This window comes from Paenibacillus amylolyticus (assembly GCF_001570725.1).
In the GTDB taxonomy this organism is placed as follows: domain Bacteria; phylum Bacillota; class Bacilli; order Paenibacillales; family Paenibacillaceae; genus Paenibacillus; species Paenibacillus amylolyticus_A.
Window position 1 is genome coordinate 229,387 of sequence record NZ_BCNV01000006.1, and the last position, 18,637, is coordinate 248,023.

13 protein-coding genes are annotated in these 18,637 nt (G+C 47.1%); 10 read left to right on the forward strand and 3 right to left on the reverse strand.

The window, feature by feature from the left end:
• On the reverse strand, positions 1–1,629 hold the full coding sequence (locus PAHA3_RS24590) for a response regulator transcription factor (RefSeq protein ID WP_062837299.1): 1,629 nt from the start codon (positions 1,627–1,629) through the stop codon (positions 1–3).
• 5 nt (positions 1,630–1,634) lie between these two features.
• On the reverse strand, positions 1,635–3,464 hold the full coding sequence (locus PAHA3_RS24595; protein ID WP_062837300.1) for a sensor histidine kinase: 1,830 nt from the start codon (positions 3,462–3,464) through the stop codon (positions 1,635–1,637).
• Positions 3,465–3,607: 143 nt separating this feature from the next.
• Between PAHA3_RS24595 and PAHA3_RS24600 the strand changes: the two genes are divergently transcribed.
• The 10 genes from PAHA3_RS24600 (at position 3,608) to PAHA3_RS24645 (ending at position 16,172) form a co-directional block, all read left to right on the forward strand.
• Positions 3,608–4,489 (forward strand): carbohydrate ABC transporter permease, encoded by an 882-nt coding sequence (locus tag PAHA3_RS24600; protein WP_036607341.1) that lies wholly within the window; start codon positions 3,608–3,610, stop codon positions 4,487–4,489.
• The gene (locus PAHA3_RS24605; protein WP_062837301.1) at positions 4,489–5,325 is read left to right on the forward strand and encodes a carbohydrate ABC transporter permease; all 837 of its coding nucleotides are present in this window, start codon (positions 4,489–4,491) and stop codon (positions 5,323–5,325) included. The genes PAHA3_RS24600 and PAHA3_RS24605 overlap by 1 nt, the downstream gene beginning before the upstream one ends.
• 603 nt (positions 5,326–5,928) lie before the next feature.
• Positions 5,929–7,227: an ABC transporter substrate-binding protein gene (locus PAHA3_RS24610; RefSeq protein ID WP_062837302.1), complete on the forward strand. Its 1,299-nt coding sequence runs from the start codon at positions 5,929–5,931 to the stop codon at positions 7,225–7,227.
• A gap of 314 nt (positions 7,228–7,541) precedes the next feature.
• Positions 7,542–8,765 carry an ATP-grasp domain-containing protein gene (locus PAHA3_RS24615; RefSeq protein ID WP_062837303.1) on the forward strand — a complete coding sequence of 408 codons (1,224 nt, stop codon included), beginning with the start codon at positions 7,542–7,544 and terminating at the stop codon, positions 8,763–8,765.
• A 22-nt stretch (positions 8,766–8,787) separates the two neighbouring features.
• A complete protein-coding gene (locus PAHA3_RS24620; protein WP_062837304.1) occupies positions 8,788–9,840 on the forward strand; it encodes a YqcI/YcgG family protein in 1,053 nt (350 codons plus the stop codon).
• Positions 9,837–11,105 carry an ATP-grasp domain-containing protein gene (locus PAHA3_RS24625; protein WP_062837305.1) on the forward strand — a complete coding sequence of 423 codons (1,269 nt, stop codon included), beginning with the start codon at positions 9,837–9,839 and terminating at the stop codon, positions 11,103–11,105. Before PAHA3_RS24620 ends, PAHA3_RS24625 begins: the two co-directional genes overlap by 4 nt.
• Positions 11,102–12,334 (forward strand): hypothetical protein, encoded by a 1,233-nt coding sequence (locus PAHA3_RS24630; protein WP_062837306.1) that lies wholly within the window; start codon positions 11,102–11,104, stop codon positions 12,332–12,334. The genes PAHA3_RS24625 and PAHA3_RS24630 overlap by 4 nt, the downstream gene beginning before the upstream one ends.
• 243 nt (positions 12,335–12,577) lie before the next feature.
• Entirely contained in the window at positions 12,578–13,144 is a 567-nt protein-coding gene (locus PAHA3_RS24635) for a TetR/AcrR family transcriptional regulator (protein WP_062837307.1), read from the forward strand.
• A gap of 60 nt (positions 13,145–13,204) precedes the next feature.
• Complete coding sequence (locus PAHA3_RS24640) at positions 13,205–15,130, forward strand: alpha/beta fold hydrolase (RefSeq protein ID WP_062837308.1); 1,926 nt, start codon at positions 13,205–13,207, stop codon at positions 15,128–15,130.
• Positions 15,131–15,224: 94 nt separating this feature from the next.
• Positions 15,225–16,172 carry an aminopeptidase gene (locus tag PAHA3_RS24645; RefSeq protein WP_062837309.1) on the forward strand — a complete coding sequence of 316 codons (948 nt, stop codon included), beginning with the start codon at positions 15,225–15,227 and terminating at the stop codon, positions 16,170–16,172.
• A 409-nt stretch (positions 16,173–16,581) separates the two neighbouring features.
• Here PAHA3_RS24645 and PAHA3_RS24650 read toward each other — a convergent pair whose 3' ends face one another.
• Positions 16,582–18,561: a methyl-accepting chemotaxis protein gene (locus PAHA3_RS24650; RefSeq protein ID WP_062837310.1), complete on the reverse strand. Its 1,980-nt coding sequence runs from the start codon at positions 18,559–18,561 to the stop codon at positions 16,582–16,584.
• Positions 18,562–18,637 lie beyond the last annotated feature (76 nt).

Genomic DNA, 18,637 nt, shown 5'->3' on the forward strand with positions numbered 1-18,637 from the left:
CTACGTACCAGCCTCCAATAATGTTTTACGATATTCCGCTGGCGTGATGCCCTCCATTTTTTTGAACACTTTGCTGAAATACTTTTCGTCCTGAAACCCAACCATCTCCGAGATTTTAGCGACTCGCAGGGAAGGATTTTGCAGTAACAGCTTAGCGTTGTTGATCCGCAGTTTGCCCAGATATTCCGACCAGTTCAGACCAAATTGCTGTTTGAATTTGCGTGAGATATACTCCCGGCTCAAGTAGAAACGCGCGGCAATCTGCTGTAAGGACAGGTCCTCCTGATAATGGGCGTCCATATAACGTGCAATCTCACTCATGGGATCAGGATTGGCGGGGTGATGGGCAGTGAGCACCTTTCCGGCTGCAAGCAGCCGTTGTTCTAACAATGAACGAAGCAGCGGGAAAGATATCAGTCCTTCAGCGTCAAAAGGTAACTCGGCAAAGGGAATAGACTGCTCCTCCGTCACTTCCTCCTCTTTGGATGGCAAACCTGCCATATCATCAAGCCAGCGGCTCAGCATCCATTCGAGCTCATCGATCCATTGCTGGATCTGCTCGGCACTGACAACCTCAAGGGCAATAATCGGGTCAAGCCATTCGGCGACCGCAGCAGATACACTGGAAGCTCGGCAGCTCATCGCTGCCATACGCATGGGCTCTTCATGGGCGGCTAAACGACGGCTTTTATTCCCATTCGATGATTCAACAGAAGCATGGATTCGCTGCTTGGTCTGCAAAGCATTACGTCGCCACAACCTTGAACTTGCTTCCAGATAGGCTGCTGAGATTCCGCCAGGGTAAGACTCACAGGTGGAGATGCCAAAATGAAGCTGACGCTGAATCGTCTGCTCCAATCCCTGATTGACCTTGTCCAGAATATGTTCCAATGGAGTGGATGGACCCCAATGCAGCAGAACAATCTCGTCCGGTTGATCCAACTGGCGAAACATTACACCTTCATCAGGTGTGGATAACATCTCTGCACAGATATTGAGTACCGAGAACACAAGCAGATCTGGTTGACTGCGGTATTTTGCCAGACAATCTGCATCCAGATGGGACAGGCTGGTTACAGCGACATGACAGACAGGGATTCTAGAGGGGAGATTTAACTCATCCTGCAATCGCTGCATGTGTGATGGACTGCTGCCTCTTCCGACGGCAAGTTCGGTAAGCAGACGATCCTGATAGTGGGGGCGCATTCGATTAACCACAATGGATTGTCTGGTAGATTGTATCCGAATGGCGTCCTCCTCTGACCAAGCAGTAACGGCTTTTAATAGAGAGGCGTTCAGCTCATCCGCTTCCACAGGTTTCAGCAGGTAGTCCATACCACCATGCCTGATGGCATGCCTCACGAGTTCAAAATCATCATATCCGCTGATAACCAGCACCTTGCTGTGTGGGGCATGAGCCGATATCCATTCAAGCAATGCCATACCGTCTTTGCCCGGCATACGCATGTCACTGAGTATGATTTGAGGTTGATGTGCCGTTATGGCGGCGATGGCTTCATCCCCGTCTGCTGCTTCAAGTAACGTATTAATACCAAAGTCTTCCCAATGACCAAGCAACCTTATGGCATCGCGGACATGTTTTTCATCATCTACAAGCAGTGCCTTCATGTTGTTCACTCTCCCGCGTATAGTTTAACCTTGATCTTCACACCATTGGGTTCCCGATTGCTGATCTCAAGTCTGGCTGAGTGACCGGGATGTGAGTTCAATTGAAGTCTGCGCATCACATTTCGTAGTCCGATGGACTCGGACTCGTCGGATTCCTGCGTGACTAACCCGGTTGCTGTGTGATTTTGGTGCAGCCATCCCCGGATCTCCAGTAATTTAGCTTCAGGTATGGAGGGTCCGTTATTATTCAGTTCGATTTCAATCCAATGATCACCAATCCGGCGGCTGGATAGGGAGATGTGTCCTTTGCCTGGCTGAATATCTGCCCCATGTTTGAAATAGTTCTCAATTAAAGGCTGTAACGTCATTCTTGGCATTTCGACAGATAGGGTATCTTCGGCAAAATCTAAATCCACCTCAAGGCGGTCACCGAACCGCTCCTGTTGCAATTCCAGATATAATCGGGCATGCTCCGCCTCTTCGCGTAAAGTCACGCAGGTCTGATCCCGCATGCTGTAGCGCAGCATTTTGGACAGGGAAGAGAGTAGAGTGTACGCCCGCTGTCCTTGCTGTTGAAGGGCAAGTGTACCGATGGATTGCAGTGTGTTATACAGAAAATGCGGATGAATTTGCGCTTGTAACGCTTTGAGCTGATTGGTCTTATTGGCGATCTCCAGTCGATATTCCCGCAAAATCAGGTTATTGACCGTATCCATCATATCCCGGAAATGACGAGCGAGCACCCCGAATTCGTCACGGCTGGATAGATGGATATCCACATGCAGACGCCCGGCTTGAATCTGGTTCATATACCGCATGAGTTGCTTGAGCGGACCGGTGATTCGGATGGAGATGAACAAGGTTGCAACAATGACCAATACAAGTGCCGTAATGGCAATCAGTGCGTTATTCCACGTAAGTGTGGTGGCTCTGGCATATAACGTCTCATTCGGGATCTGTTTAACGATGGTCCAATCGGCATACGTGCTACCGAGCTGCTGGTATACATACATGGAACGATCCTGTTCAAAATGTCCTGCGACATTCTGTGCTGTACCAGCGCTAGATCGTGCAATATTCAGTTCGCTAGCCGTTTCATCTCGTAATGAATCCGTATGATTGACCTCAGAACGTCCCTGGTAAATGATCTGATTCTGTCCATCCACAACATAGATCTGTTCCTTAGCCGGATCATACAACCTGCCGGTTATCGCTGCAATGGTATTCATATTCAGATCAATAGCGAGCACACCCAGACGCTCGGTGGACGGAATATCCTTGATCACTCGATGCAAGGTAATGACCGTTCTGGCAGGGTCATCTGGGGAGGCAGCCTTGAATCCGTACGTGTGACTCATATGGGCCGATTCCACCCAGATATCTGAGCTACCACCGCCCATTTTTCCATGAAGTGAGTCGGAATAGGCCTGTTTGCGTTCTTCCCGCTTCGGAAAGGGGTTCGTAATTAAGGTGGATTGATCAGCAGCAAAAGAGTGCAAATAAAGCTGGAATACATCCGGCACAGCGGCGCGTATCGTCTGCAAAGTAGTGTACACTTCGGCCACGGCACGATAATCCCCAGGAATCTTCGCCAGGTTACGCAGAAAGTTCGGGTCATTATACACAGCGAGCGACGCTCTGGCCACGTTATCCACATAGTTATTGAGATTCGTAGATGCTTGGTAGATCAGGCGTTTGTTCTCTTCAACAGCCTGTTCCCGCAGGGCCGTCTTGGTCTGGATAAACGTCATGCTGATCGATGCGAGCAGCGGAAGGGTGGTAGCAATGAGCATAAAGGCAATCAATTTCGTGCGTATACTGTAATATTTCGACATCGGAACACCCCTTCTGGTTGCAGGTTAAGAGAGGACAATATTTTACCCCCAACTGTTCACGAGGGTCGGTGTCTCCCTCAGCGATATTGGGGTTTAATAGAAAAAGAGACCAATTTCATCCATCTATAGAAGGGGAGAACGATATGAAGCATCGCAAATCTTCACAGCTGTTACAGCAGCTCGTGTTCGTGGGTCCCTCCATCGTGTTTTTTATTCTCATCATCGTGGTCCCTTTCCTGCTTGGCATGGTTTATTCCTTTACGGATTGGAACGGGGTATCCGAGAACATTAATTGGGTAGGGTTTGATAACTTCGTGCATGTTTTTGCGAATGATCCCAAGTTCCAAACGGCATTTTGGTTTACGGTGCGCTTCACCGTGGTTGGTGTTGTACTGACCAATGTGATTGGATTTTTCCTGGCGTATTTCCTAACCAAACCGCTGAAGACGAGAAACATTCTGCGTACGATCTTTTTTATGCCTAACGTGATCGGTGGGTTGTTGCTCGGCTTTATCTGGCAGTTCATATTTGTGAAAGGGTTTTCAGCAGTAGGCGATGTAACAGGCTGGTCCTTCTTCAACCTTCCTTGGTTGGGAGACGAACCGACCGCCTTCTGGGGAATCGTGATTGTGTTTGTATGGCAGACCGCAGGATATCTGATGGTCATCTACATCTCATCCTTGACGAATGTATCCCCTGATCTGCTGGAAGCTGCCGAGATTGATGGCGCAAGTCGCTGGCAGGTACTGCGGAGCATCATTCTTCCGCTCATTATGCCGGGTGTAACGATCTGTCTGTTCCTGGCGATCTCCTGGTCGTTCAAAATGTTCGATCTCAATCTGTCGCTGACCAAAGGTGGACCATTCGGATCGACAGAGTCGGTTGCACTCAATATTTACAATGAAGCCTTTGTTAATAACAGATATGGCATCGGAACGGCCAAAGCGCTCGTGTTCTTCGTAATTGTTGCCATCATCACCATGATTCAGGTGCGTCTGACGAAGAGCAAGGAGGTAGAAGCCTAATGGAGACGACGAAAAATTACCGCCTAAGTACCATTCTAACCGAGATTGTTATGGTGCTCATTGGACTTTTATTCCTGGTTCCGTTCTACTTCCTGTTCGTGAATTCGGTCAAAACCTTCGGTGACCTGCTCACCAATTCGGCTGCATGGCCGGAAGTATTCCAATGGGGCAATTATGCAAACGCCTGGGAGAAAATTAACTTCCCGTCCGCGCTGATGAACTCGCTTATCGTTACCGTGGTCAGCAATCTGTTGCTTGTGCTGATCAGTTCCATGGCCGCGTATCGAATGGTGCGCAGCAATACCCGGTTCAACCGGATTTTGTTCGGCATGTTCATTGCCGCTATGGTGATTCCGTTCCAGTCTATCATGATTCCCCTCGTTACTGTAACCAGTAATCTCGGGCTAATCGATAGCCTTGGCGGACTCATCATCTGTTATCTCGGTTTCGGGGCACCGATGTCTGTCTTCCTGTTCCACGGATTCGTGAAATCCGTTCCACTGGAGATTGAGGAGGCGGCACGGGTGGATGGAAGCTCTGCCTACGGGGTGTTCTTCCGGATCGTATTTCCACTTATGAAACCGATGTATGTAACCGTCATCATTTTGAACACACTCTGGATCTGGAATGATTATCTGCTGCCATCCCTGATTCTGCAAAGCTCCAACCTGCGTACCATTCCAATTGCGACCTTTGCACTCTTCGGACAATATACGAAGCAATGGGATCTGGCCTTACCGGCACTTGTGCTGGGCATCATGCCGATCATTATTTTCTTCCTGCTGATGCAGAAGTATATCATTCAGGGGATTACCGCTGGATCAGTTAAAGGGTAAGAATTGCGAGTGCAGGTCGCTGCGGGATCAAGTTGCGCTTTCGGTCGCTGTTGCTCCTCGGTGGCCTGAATGTATTGGGGCAAGGAAGCCACCGAGGTTCAAAGGCGAACGCTCCGCTCCTCCATCGCATCCTGATCCCTTTGCTCCCACCTCGCATGGAGGTGTGCAAAGGGAGCCATGCCCGCATAGCTTGGGCATGACTCCTAGGGAAGAGAAAGCAGCGATAAAGAGAAAAGACCAAGAAAGACGCTTGTATGCCAGGAACCTCTTTTACAGAGTGATGCTATGCTCCCTGTTCAAAGCGCTAACGAACCCACCGCATCTTAGTAGGTGGATAATCAAGGAATCCAAATTGTAACGAATCTCAGCAACGTTATTCGGGTACAAAATGGCTTCAGAGCCTTGAAAATTGACCAAATCGACGAAATAGCGTCTCTGTGATTCGTTAGGCTGGAGATTTGCGCAAATAGGAGCGAATAACGTGCGCTCGGTTCGTTAGAATGAAAACACGCTTCAAGGGAAAGTTATTCTGTCATCGGAGTGCCAGTGTAAATATTCATCAATGAACTGTTATACTGAAACTACTATAGGGAGAGTGTATGTATGAAAAGAATGACGAAGTTGACGTTGCTTATGCTGATTGCTTTTTCGGTAATGCTCGCAGGTTGTGGCAACGGGGACAAAAGTGGTAGTCCGGTCAACACGGATACTCAAGGTGGTGGCGAAGCTGCTGCCGGGGACAAAACCATTAAAATCTTTCAATTCAAAGTCGAAATTGCGGAAGCGCTTAATCGTCTCAAGGCGGAATATGAATCCTCCCATCCAGGGGTCAAACTGGACATTCAAACCGTGGGTGGCGGCAGTGACTACGGTGCTGCATTGAAAGCCAAGTTTGCCGCAGGCGAACAACCGGACATTTTCAACGTAGGTGGTTATCGTGAATTGGATACATGGCTTGAATATCTGGAAGATCTGTCTGGAGAATCATGGGCCAAAGATGCGCTCGAAGTAGCCAAAGAGCCAATGACCAAAGACGGCAAGCTCTATGGACAGCCGCTCGCGCTGGAGGGTTATGGTTTCATTTATAACAAAGACCTTTTCCAAAAAGCGGGTATTACCGAAATTCCAACGACACTGGAACAATTGGACCAGGCTGCACAGAAACTTCAGGCCGCAGGCATTACGCCTTTCTCGAACGGATACCAGGAGTGGTGGGTATTGGGTAACCATAACGTAAACGTGGCATTTGCGAATCAGGCAGATCCGGTGAAATTTATTCAGGGACTCAACGAAAGCACGGAAAAAATTCCTGGCAATCAGGTGTTCACCGACTGGATTAACCTGCTCGACTTAACGTTGAAATACAGCAACAAAAACCCACTGACAACCGACTACAATACACAGGTAACCTTGTTTGCGAGTGGAGAAGCGGCGATGATGCAGCAAGGGAACTGGACTCAAGTTCAGATCGATGGAATCGATCCGAATCTGAATCTGGGTATCCTGCCAATGCCAATTAACAATGAACCGAATGACAAATTGTTTGTCGGCGTGCCGAACTACTGGGTTGTGAATAAGAATTCCCAAGTGAAACCGGAAGCGAAAGAGTTTCTGGAGTGGCTCGTAACTTCGGATATCGGGAAACAATATATGACGAAAGAATTCAAATTCATCCCGGCGTTCAGTTCCATCACGGCATCCGAAGAGGATCTGGGTGATCTCGCTACAGAGATTATGAAGTATAGCCAGGAAAACAAAACACTCAGCTGGAACTTCAACCGTTTCCCTGAAGGGGTTCCACAAGAGTATGGCAGCACGATCCAAGCTTACGTTGCAGGCAAATCGGATAAAGCCGGATTGCTCGATGCGTTGCAGCAGAACTGGGATAGTCTGAAAAAATAACAGATTCCCATTCATTTAATTAATGTGTGAATAACAAAAAGACATGTAAAAGGTGGCTCCAGATTAATCGGAGTCACCTTTTTTATTCGGAAAATTTCCAGTTAGAAAGTGCAAATATGAAAGAATGGATCGACTAATACAGAAAGTAGAGGTGTTTGTATAATGTCTACAACCTGTTGTTAGTACACAATATGGCAACAAATAGCCAAAATTTAAATATTTGTAATTTTTAGATTGACAGTCCCAACCGATATCCATATTATAGAAAAATATAGCAGAAAGTAAAGAAATTTGAATTGGAGGTGAAGTTCTTTATGAAGGATATCGTATTCCTGTGTGACAAGCGGATTAACACCAAAACCGGGTTTCTCGATGCCTTGTCCAAAATATCGGATACAACCAACATTTTGTTGGTGGAACAAGGATATGAACAATTTTCCTCATTACCAGAGGGGTTGTTTAGTGCTGTGTTCGAAGTGAACGATATTACTCGGATTGATCAAGTGGAAGAGGTTTTTGAGCGCATTTTGGATGAGTATGATGTGGAACGAGTGATTGCCCCCACTGAAAATGTAGTGGAAACAGGAGGATATCTCAGAACACGTTTTGGTATCCCTGGCATTCAGAAGAACCAGGCCGAGACGGTGCGAAACAAGTGGATCATGAAGGAGACATTGCGGCAGGCGGGAATCCATACGTCACAGACACGTATTGCGTCCAATGCAGTACAGATTAGAAAGATCGTTGCAGGTATTGGCTTTCCCATCATCATCAAACCGATTAGTGGCTGGGCGACGATCATGACGTACAAGCTTAGCAATCAAGAGGAGCTTGAGCAGTATATCAGCCATTCCTGGAATCGAGAATCAGTGCTCATTGAGGAATTTATCACCGGTAGGGAGTTCCATATAGACTCCGTCGTTTCAGAAGGTAAGCTTGTGTTTTCCTCTGTCTCTGAATATTTGTTCAATTGTCTCGAAATCGTCCAGAATGATCGCCCTTCCGGCACGATCTGTTATCCCACTAACACCAACTACGAATATGTGGAACGGATGCAGTCATTCAATGAAGAGATCATACGGACGCTTGGAATACGTAACAGTGTGTTCCATGCAGAGGTATTCCTTCTGCCGAATGGTGAGATCTGTTTTGGAGAGATTGGAGCACGTATTGGAGGCATTGTCATCATTCCGCCAATGGTGTTGAATTCCCACCAGGTTAACCTGTTTGATGCAGCCATTCAAACGGAACTGGGAATATATGAGGCCCCAACCCTTGTTAATTCAGGCAAATACACTGGTGCGATTAATTTCCCATCTGCTGTGGGCAAGATCGAAAGTATCTCATCAGCAGAAGATTTCAAATCGATGGAAGGACTTATTGATATCCGAATTAACTATACATCGGGTCAGTCCATTTCAGGTGGTCGCGATACGATGTCTAGATCCGGATTTGCCATTGTGGAAGGTCCAGATATTGAATTCGTTAGAAAACAACTTCTAGAACTACATGACAAGTTTGTCCTGGTTCACCAATAAACCATTCTAGGAGGGCTTTGGGTTGTTGCTAGATAACGCTGATGTGAAGAGATTGGATAGTCATGATTGGAGAAAGCAGGAATTTGAGCATTTTGAAAAGGACATGACCAGTGAGAGTCCACGGTTTCCCTGCATATTCGGCTCGATGGGACTCAACCGTAATGAGCTGCGGTTCTCTTTTTTTAATGATATAGAAGATGATTCCATAGAAGAGCTTGCAAAGGCATTGAGAGAATATGTGGAACAGGCAAGGAGCTTCGGAAACTACACCTCCATGGTCACATTCTTTAATATTGACAAGGATTTATCCATCCATGAATATCAGCATACATTTTGGTCCATCCTGACCCGGCTGCACACCATCGACTTGAAAGAATGGCCAGAATCCATACCGAATGAAGAGAATGATCCTTTATGGGAATTTTGTTTTCATGGGGAACCCATTTTTGTCGTTTGTAACACACCAGCACATGAGATCAGAAGGAGCAGACGTGCGAATACATACATGATTACCTTTCAGCCCCGATGGGTCTTTGATTCGATTGGCTTGGGAACACCAAAAGGAGATAAATCCAAGGATTTGGTGCGAAGCTTGCTTCGGCAATACGATGCAATTGATCCATTCCCGCATCTTGGGATCTACGGAAGTCCCAATAATCGGGAGTGGCTGCAATATTTTATTCCAGATACCAACGAAGTTTCTGCTACAGCGCAATGCCCATTTCATCATATGAGGAGGAATAGTATGAGTTCAGTTCAATATATCCAGGGGTCTGACGTCACACTTGAAGAAGCTGTAATGCAATTGCTGCCTGTAACCGGTTCAGTCGAGGTTCAAAGAGATACACCATTCAGGGAGCACAAATCCCATACCCATCCGACAGACGAAACTCTTTTAATCATAAGCGGAGATATTACTTTCTATACTGAAGAAGGGGAGTTGTATTGCACGCCTGGTGACCGCATTCTGCTTCCGGCTAATACGGTTCACTCCTCCAAGGCTGGGGAGAATGGGACGTTGTATATTATTGCTTTGGAGTTCGTGGAGCAGCCGAAAGAAGAGGTTCTGGCATGAGTCGGTCCTCCGTTGGTCTGCTCATGAGAAAAGGTTTTTCCCTGCACGGGGATCATATTGAAGCTCTGGGGAGAATTTTTGAGGAGGTCCATTTATGGACCTCTGTTCCTGGGTATGAACAAGATCCGCGCTTTCGGTCGGTTCAGCTTCTTCCCAAGTATGAGAATGTGGAAGAAATGATTGAGCAGGCGAAAGAAAAGGGAGTCCCGTTTTTTGTTACCTGGCAGGAGACGGATATTGTGCTGAATGCCAGATTAAATGAAGGATTGGGAAGACAGGATATCCCTGTTCGGGCAGCTGAGATTGCCAGAGATAAGTCCAGACAACGTCAGTTTTTGCAGCAGCAGAACACAGCTTGTCCGGTATTTCATGCTGTAAATACGATGGATGAGGCCGTATCGGCAGCAGCAAGTGTAGGTTATCCGGTTATTATCAAACCGACACTGGCGGCATCCAGCAGTCACGTAGCGCTCGTTCATTCTCTTACCGAATTGAAGCAGGCCTTTGATAGCATATCGCAACTTGCCGTTTCGCAATCCGGATTGTACTTCGATGATGAATGTCCTGCAATAGCGCTGATTGAAGAGTTCCTTCCGGGCGAGGAGATCACACTGGATGGAGTGGTCGTCCACGGAACGTTTTATCTGGGGGGAATACATAACAAACTCAGAATGCCAGGTCCTTATTTTGAAGAGGATGAATATACCCTGCCTTTCCAGGGAGAATCCAATGTGGAACAAGATCTTTGTGAGATGGCTCGGCAAATATGCACAGATCTGAAGCTTGAAAATGGACTGTTTAACGTTGAAGCCAGACAAAACGCAAACGGGGAGTACAAAGTGGTGGAATTCAGCTGTCGTATCAGTGGGGGGCATGTCTATCGCAATATCCGAGATGTGTACGGGACCGATCTGGTGACCGCCCATGCTTACGGTCTTCTGGGCGAGGATGCGCTTGCTGCCCATTTTGCGAAACGAACGGCTCCAAAGTGTGCAACCTGTATCAAATTTGTCTATCGTGACGGGAAAGTATTAAATAATGCCAGCGGTGAGGCAGCGAGCGATGTCAGGTACCGGGCTTATTATCCGGTAGCTGCCAAAGGAAGAGTGGTCCACTCTGCTCCAAAAGGATTCGACATCACAGGTCTGCTGTCTGTGCGTACCCAATATGAGGGTCCTGAGGACATTGAATCGGTTAAACAGGCTGCAAGGGTTCTTGAACAAAAGCTTGATTTGCAAGTTGCTGAGGTGAGACAGCTGCAATGATGCAGACTATTCTGTTCATCCTCTTCCTGTCTATTACCCTATGTGGAGATACCATTCTGAATATTACCCTGATCTGGTCTGTACTGGAACAGGGCGGGTCCATTACTCATCTGAGTATCATTATTACGATAATGAGTTTGGTGCCTATTTTACTGCAAAAGTATAGCTTTTTTCTTAAAACGGCCCTTAAAGAAAGACCATTACTAATTTTCAGCTTGGCTCGTATTCTGGGCATTGTGTTTCTGCTTGTGTTCTTGATTCAATTTTCAGGTAATACCAATGTGTATGGTTTATATCTGATAGGTGGCATCTTCTCCGTGATTCTGTTCTTGTCCAATCAGAGTCTGGAAATCTACATGTCCCAGATGGTATTGGATGGAAAAATCAAATCACACAAGGCCTCCCATGACTTGCAGACTGCAATTCAGATTGGTGCATTTGGAGGAAGTGCGTTAACCGGAATTCTACTTAACATAGGTGGATTGCCAATGATCTCGACGGTACTGATGGTGACGCTGGCTGTGGGCATGATGGCTCCATGGCTCATTCCGATTCTGTCCCGATCCGGTCAGGTGGATCAGAACGTACAGAAAGCTTCAACGGAGGCGCCGCAGATTGCGTACTCCGACGTCGTGCGGAAAAAAGTACTGAACATGACCATACTGGCGGTAGTTGTATTAACCGTGCAATTGGGAGCAATCAATTTTATCGTACCAATTTTGTTCCATGATATCTATAACTGGGATTCATCCCGTTATGGGGCCATGGGCGCAGCGATGGGTCTGGGTGCTTTCCTGGCAACGATGATTCGTAAGTGGGAACACCGAATTCCAATGTATCTATTTATACTGATTGGTGTGATCGATATCATTATTGGCACAGTACAGGTGTTTGCGGTGTCGTTGATCTGCGGATTCATGCTTGGGTTTGTATTTAACCGGACACGTATCATGCAAAGGTCTGTCATGTTTGATAACTTGCGCAGCCGCGAAGAGACCATGAAGTGGTCGGGCAGATCAACGTTCGCCACTCAATTTACAAGATCAGTTGTCCCACTGGTGCTGGCACTTCCGCTATCTCTGATGGGGCAGGAGAACACGGGCGTGCTGTTAGGAACACTGGGTGTTACGGTGACGGTTATCCTGTTTGTCGCCATCCGACTGGAGAATAGATTGCCGCTTCAAGGCACCGAATCGATCATTGCTGGGGATAGTAAACCTTCAGTTTAAAACAGGGATATAACCCGTAACGGTTGGGAATGAATTATACGAAGGGTCAGCCAGGTGCGTTCTGGTTGGCTTTTTTTGTTGTATCCACAGGAAGATATGTGGACAAGAAAGGAGAAGCTTGGGCCAGAGAGGATCTTTTGTTAACAGAAAAACTTGTTTTTATCTAACTAGTACTATATAGTTCTAAATATGACAAATCAAAAATCGAACACAGGCCCTGCCAAATCCAAGAGTACCAATCCCGTGAACCGGACCAAGGCAGTTGAAGTGGCTGCACAGTTATTTCTGCGTCAGGGGTACAGCTACGTCAGCATGGATGAGGTCGTGCGAGTGAGTGGAGTATCCAAGTCGAATATCTATTATCATTTTAAAAACAAGGAGGAATTGCTTCAGGCCGTGGTGCAATATTGGATTGCCCAGTATGAATCGGAGCTGTATCTGCTGCTCAGTCAGCGTGAGCGAGGTGTGGAGGAGCGTATTTACTCATTCATGGCTATGCTGTCGGCAGGCATTGAGGGCCGGAATTACGAAGGAAGCTGTCCGTTTGTCACGCTATATATGCAGACACCCGATAGTGCCCCCCAAGTGAAGGAAAGCATATCCAGATTCTTTCGTGAGCTTAGACCGATGGTGGAGAAGCTGTTTCAGCAAGGTTTGGATCGTGGTGAATTTCGCAAAGAAATCGAACCGGGACCGGCTGCGTTGTTATTTATTGCAGCCTTGGAAGGTTCGCTAATTCTCGCGGGAACTGCCCGTGATGTTGGGATTATAGAACAATCGGCACGTACGTTTTGTCAGATGCTTCGTTAATCGAAGCTCTTTTTTTGAATATAACTAGTACTAAATAGTACTAAAAGGAGCCATAATAGAATGAATGTACATACTAACCATGAAGCAACCACGACCATTTTTATGACAGGTAGCACAGGTTTTATCGGCAAAGAAACGGTCAAACAACTCACGCAGGGAGACGCACAATTGCTCTTGTTGGTTCGTTCGGAACAGCGAGCCAGAACTGTGCTGAAGGCTTATGGAGTGAAGGATTTCAACCGAATTACCTTTATTACAGGTGATTTGTCCATTTCGGGTATTGGCCTTACCGCAGCGGACCGGGAGCGTTCTCTTGAAGCGAATGTGATCATTCATGCGGGTGGAACGATGGACGTCACTTTGGAACGAAAAGTAGCCGAGCAGATATTTATGAACGGGGCCAGAGAAGTGGCTCAGCTTGCACAAGAAATTCACCGTACAAGTGGACTGCGGCACTTTATCCACGTTGTCGGTTTCATGAGCCCTTATGGAGAGCGGAATGAACAGGGGAATTATCTACAGGTTGAGCATGTGGATAACAATGAAAGTGCGTATGAAGAGATGAAGTTTCATGCTGATTTGCATATTCGGGAGCATGCAGAGCAGCATAACTACCCTTTATCCGTTGTGAACCCGAGTACAGTGGTTGGACCGCGTCCCACCGGTGAAACAGAGCAAACGGGTGGGATTGGGCTGCTTATCCAGGCCATCCAGAGAGGGCTTATGCCCGTAGTACCTGGAGGTTCATCCTATTGGTTACCCCTTGTGGAGAACGATATTGTTGCACAGACGCTTGTTTTTCTATCCAGGGAAGCTGCTCCAGTCGGAGGAACCTACCCACTGTTGGCGCGGAAGGAAGACAGTCCCAATATGAAGGTGTTGCTGCATCTTCTGGCACAGCAATTGGACGTATCCAAACCCATAGGGGCCGTACCACTATCATGGATTCAATGGGCTATGAAGTCAGGTGGTACACGTATCAGTGGTGTTCCAGCGGAGTCGGTGGCTTTTATTACCAACAGGTCATTCCCGGTTGAAGAGACGGAGGCTCTGTTCACACGTATGGGGCAATCCTGGCCGGACATCCGGGAACAGCTTCCGCTGGTTACAGCCGATCTGGATTATCGTCTTCGTTATACGCCGTTACCTGAGGGTTTTCCGACAGATTATATCCGGTCACGGAGTGGGGATATGGCTATGCTTGGTTGGGAGGGTGAAGGTGAGCCTTGGATCATTGTGCATGGCTTGCTTCAATCTGCCGATGAGATGTTACCGTTGGGACGACAGCTTAGGGAACGGACAGGGAATCCGGTATGGTTAATCGATCTAGCTGGATTCGGACGGTCCCCTGTGCATCAGGGAGATGAGGCATTTGAAGGTCAGGTGAATGCGCTACTTAAGGCGCTTGGTGAGTTCGAAGGTCCTGTGAAGCTGGTGGGTCATTCGATCGGTGCAGCTATTGCAGCTGCGGCAAAGATGCGTAGCGGGCGGACAGACATCCGGCTGGGTTTGCTTCAGCCAGTCGCTAACAATTCGAATCCGAATGTACTGAGATGGATTTCCCGTTTGCCGAGAGGTGTGATGCGCTCCATGCTGCGTGGCAGATCGGAAAAAAGTTGGAACCGGATGTTCAGTACATACAGCGATGGAGAAGACAACAGTGTTAGGGATCATACGATGGCCAAGAGAATACGCTCCAGCCTCCAATCTCCTCGAATTGCGGGAGCACATGCGGATTTGTTGCGGTGGATCCACTCCGGTCAGCGAAAAGGCGCCAGATCAACGTTGTGGGCGAAATTAGAGAGTCAGCACCACGTTCAGAATGCATTAGTCATATGGGGCAAGGCAGATCGAGAATATCATTATCCCCGGGATATGAACCCACAGATCAAACACATAGAAGTGCCCTATGGGCATTACTTTCCGACGTTTCAGTATAAGGAAACAGCTGCAATCCTCGCCGAATGGTCCGATACCGTGAGATGAGTTCAGATTCGGACATGCAGGAATCCCATGCCAATTGTCGAAAGGGTCAAGTCGGGTTGTGAAGAGATACACCATAGACAGGAGAGATACATGTATGAGTCAGCAACTTGTGGAAATCAGTAAAAATGTGCTAACCGAGTGTCTGGGGCTGCGTAGCGGAGAGAATCTGGTGGTTGTCGCAGACGATATGAAACGGGATTTGGCGGAATCCATCTATGAGGCAGGAAAAGCACTTGGAGCAGAGTCGGTCCTGCTAATTATGGAGGAACGCAGCAGATCTGGAGAAGAGCCGCCTGCGCCCATTGCAAAGGCCATGATTCAGGCGGACGTAGCCGTGTGTATAACGCGATATTCATTAACCCATACCCAGGCACGCAAACAAGCGGCTGCATCAGGGACCCGAGTGGCAACGATGCCTGGTATGACAGAGGATATGTTTATGAACGGAGCAATCACGGCTGAATACTCAAAAGTAAAGGCATTAACCGAGAAGGTAACGGATCTATTAACGGCAGGTCGTCATGTACGAATAGAAAAGCAGGGCCATAGTCTTTCCTTTTCCATAGAAGGTCGTAACGGTGTACCGAGCACAGGTATGTACTTGAATCCCGGTGAATCGGGCAATTTACCATCTGGAGAAGCTTATATTGCTCCGGTTGAGGGTAAAGGTGAGGGCCGTATTGTTGTAGATGGTTCCGTTGCTGGAATAGGTGCACTCCGTGAGCCTATGCTACTAACCGTCAAGGAAGGACGTCTGGTGTCAGCTGAAGGCCCGGATGGGGCTCAATTACTGGCAACACTTGGCGAGGGGGATGGTCGCTTTCTTGGTGAATTCGGGATTGGGACCAATAACAAGGCGCGAATCACGGGTGTAGTGCTGGAAGATGAGAAAGTGTATGGCACAATTCATGTAGCCTTTGGCAGCAATAATACATTCGGTGGAACGATTGCCGCCGGTGTGCATATCGATGCAGTTGTACAAAAGCCGGATGTGTACATCGATGATAAGTTGATTATGCGTCAAGGTGAATTGGTCGAATAAATGAATCACTGAATAACTTCATTGAAGGGAATTGGGCATGTCCACAACGTGTCCACAGTGATGGATAACTGGAGCGAAAATTCAGATTTTACGTCAGATTTACAAACAAATACACAACATGTCCACATTAAAATAATGAATATCCACATGAAATGCTAAACATATCCACAGCATGTGTGCAATATGTGCACAACTTATCCACAAATCAGGTATAACTCATGTTTTCATTCGAGAAAACAGTCCTTTTGGAGTAATAAAACGAGTTATCCACAGAAATCTTGATTTTTTGTTCCAAGTATTTGAAAACATAGAAACAGATCCATAAATATGGGGATAAAAAAGACCAAAGATCAGCTTCGTGCCGATTTTTGGTCTTTTCACATGTGAAATAATGAAATTGAATGTTAGGTTACTTACTCTCCGTGTTGAAACGACTAACTTCCAAGAGCAACTGATCTGCATGATCCGATAATGCCTTGGCGGCTTCTGCGATGTTACCAATAGATTCGGATTGCTCCGTTGTGGAGGATGCAGCTTCTTCCGTCGAAGCGGCACTTTGCTCGGCAACCGCTGCGAGGCCTGTAATGACGTCAGAGACCTGAGCTGCACCTGATTTGATGCTGTTCATGCCCGAAGTAATGGAATTGATCTGATGAATAATCTCTTCAATGGACCGACGGATATTCTCAAATGATACTGACGTCTCTGCCATAGATTCGGATTGGGCTGTACTATTCAATCTGAATTGCTCTAGCTCTGCTGCACTTTGCTGACCTGCAGTATTCAGATCATTCAGCAACTGATCGATACCCGCTACAGACTGTGAGGACTGTTCTGCCAGTTTCCGAACCTCACCAGCCACCACTGCGAATCCTCTGCCATGCTCTCCAGCACGGGCAGCTTCAATAGATGCATTCAAGGCCAGCAGATTGGTTTGGGCCGCAATATTCTGAATACTGCCCGTAATTTCGGAGATTGCTCCAATTTTGCTAAGGAGTAGTTCATTGGATGTTTCGACTCGAGTAGTGGATTGTTGCCCGACTTCAGAAAGATTCATCTGGCGGCTGATAGCACTTGTACCACTTTCCATGGCCTGAGTAACATCCAGTATCGTTTGAGAGGCTTGATGAGCCTCATCTGTAATCTGATCAATCACTTGATTAATGCCAGATACCATTTCTGCACCGGATTGGATGGATTCAGCCTGTTCGCCTGCACCCTTGGCAATCTCTTCAATGACTGTGGAGATCTGACCTGCAATTTCATTGCTGCCGGAAGCTTCCTTGTACATCGTTTGAGAAGAGGCTTGTACTTGCTGTGCAGAGTGATCCACCTGTTGAATCAACTGACGCAGAGAAGTGGACATGGCATTGAAAGAAGTACCTAATTGGGCAATTTCATCTTTACCTTTGACGTCAACCTGCACCGTAAGATCTCCTGCGGCCAATTGTTGCGCACTGTTCTTCATATTCAGCAGGGGTTTGATCGTTCTGAGTGCGAAGAAGTAGGCCAGAGCCGCCAGCACCAAGGTGAAAATAACGATAAACGCCAGATACAGCTGTTTTGTCTTGGTGAATTCCGCCAAGGCAGCAGCTTTGGAGATGGAGGTTGCTACAATCCAGTTGGTATTCGGAATTTTCTCGTAATAGATTAACTGCCGATCGTTATTATACGTATATTCGGACAATCCGCTAGGTTGATTAAGCATCGTACCCACAATATCGGTATAGTCACTCTGCTCGGCGAGAGGTGTGTTCAACAACTCTTGATTCGGATGTGATAGCACAACGCCCTTTTGGTCCAGTAAAAAGGTAAATCCGTTGTCTGTGTGGATTGAACTGATCTCATCCTTAATGGAATCAAGTGATATATTTTCCGATATGGCCCCTTGGAAATTCCCATTCTCGTCATGTAGCGGCACGCCGATGAAAATGGACTGTATACCGGCTTTGGTTACATAGGCATCACTGAACGTAAGTGCGTTCGAAGCTTTGATGGCTACGTACCATGGACGCTCGCGTGCATCGAAGGTGGCATCTGGTATGAAGCCTGCTCCGTCTAAATATGTACCGTCTTCGAGGCCGAAGTAAATGGTGGCGATATCCTCTTTGTTAGAGGCCAGTTGGAATGCTTGTAGATGCTCCATGCTGATCTCATTGAGGGGTACCGTATCATCAATGACTTTGCCCAGTGTTTCAATGACTTTGGCTTGAGTCAAAGCCCAGCCATTAACTTCTGTTACTGCTTTCTGAACTGTACTTTGCAGCTCATTGTCTACAGATTCCGTCGCTTGCTTCTCAATCACGTACAGCGCGATATAGCTGAGTGGCGCAGCGAGCAGAATGCAGATGGTGGTGACGATGACAATAACTTTAGTTTTGAGCGTCATGATTTTCCTCTTTTCTAATCCTGTATATACTATTTATATCGGCAGTTGATGTGGTAATTTTATATGGCTGTTGGTA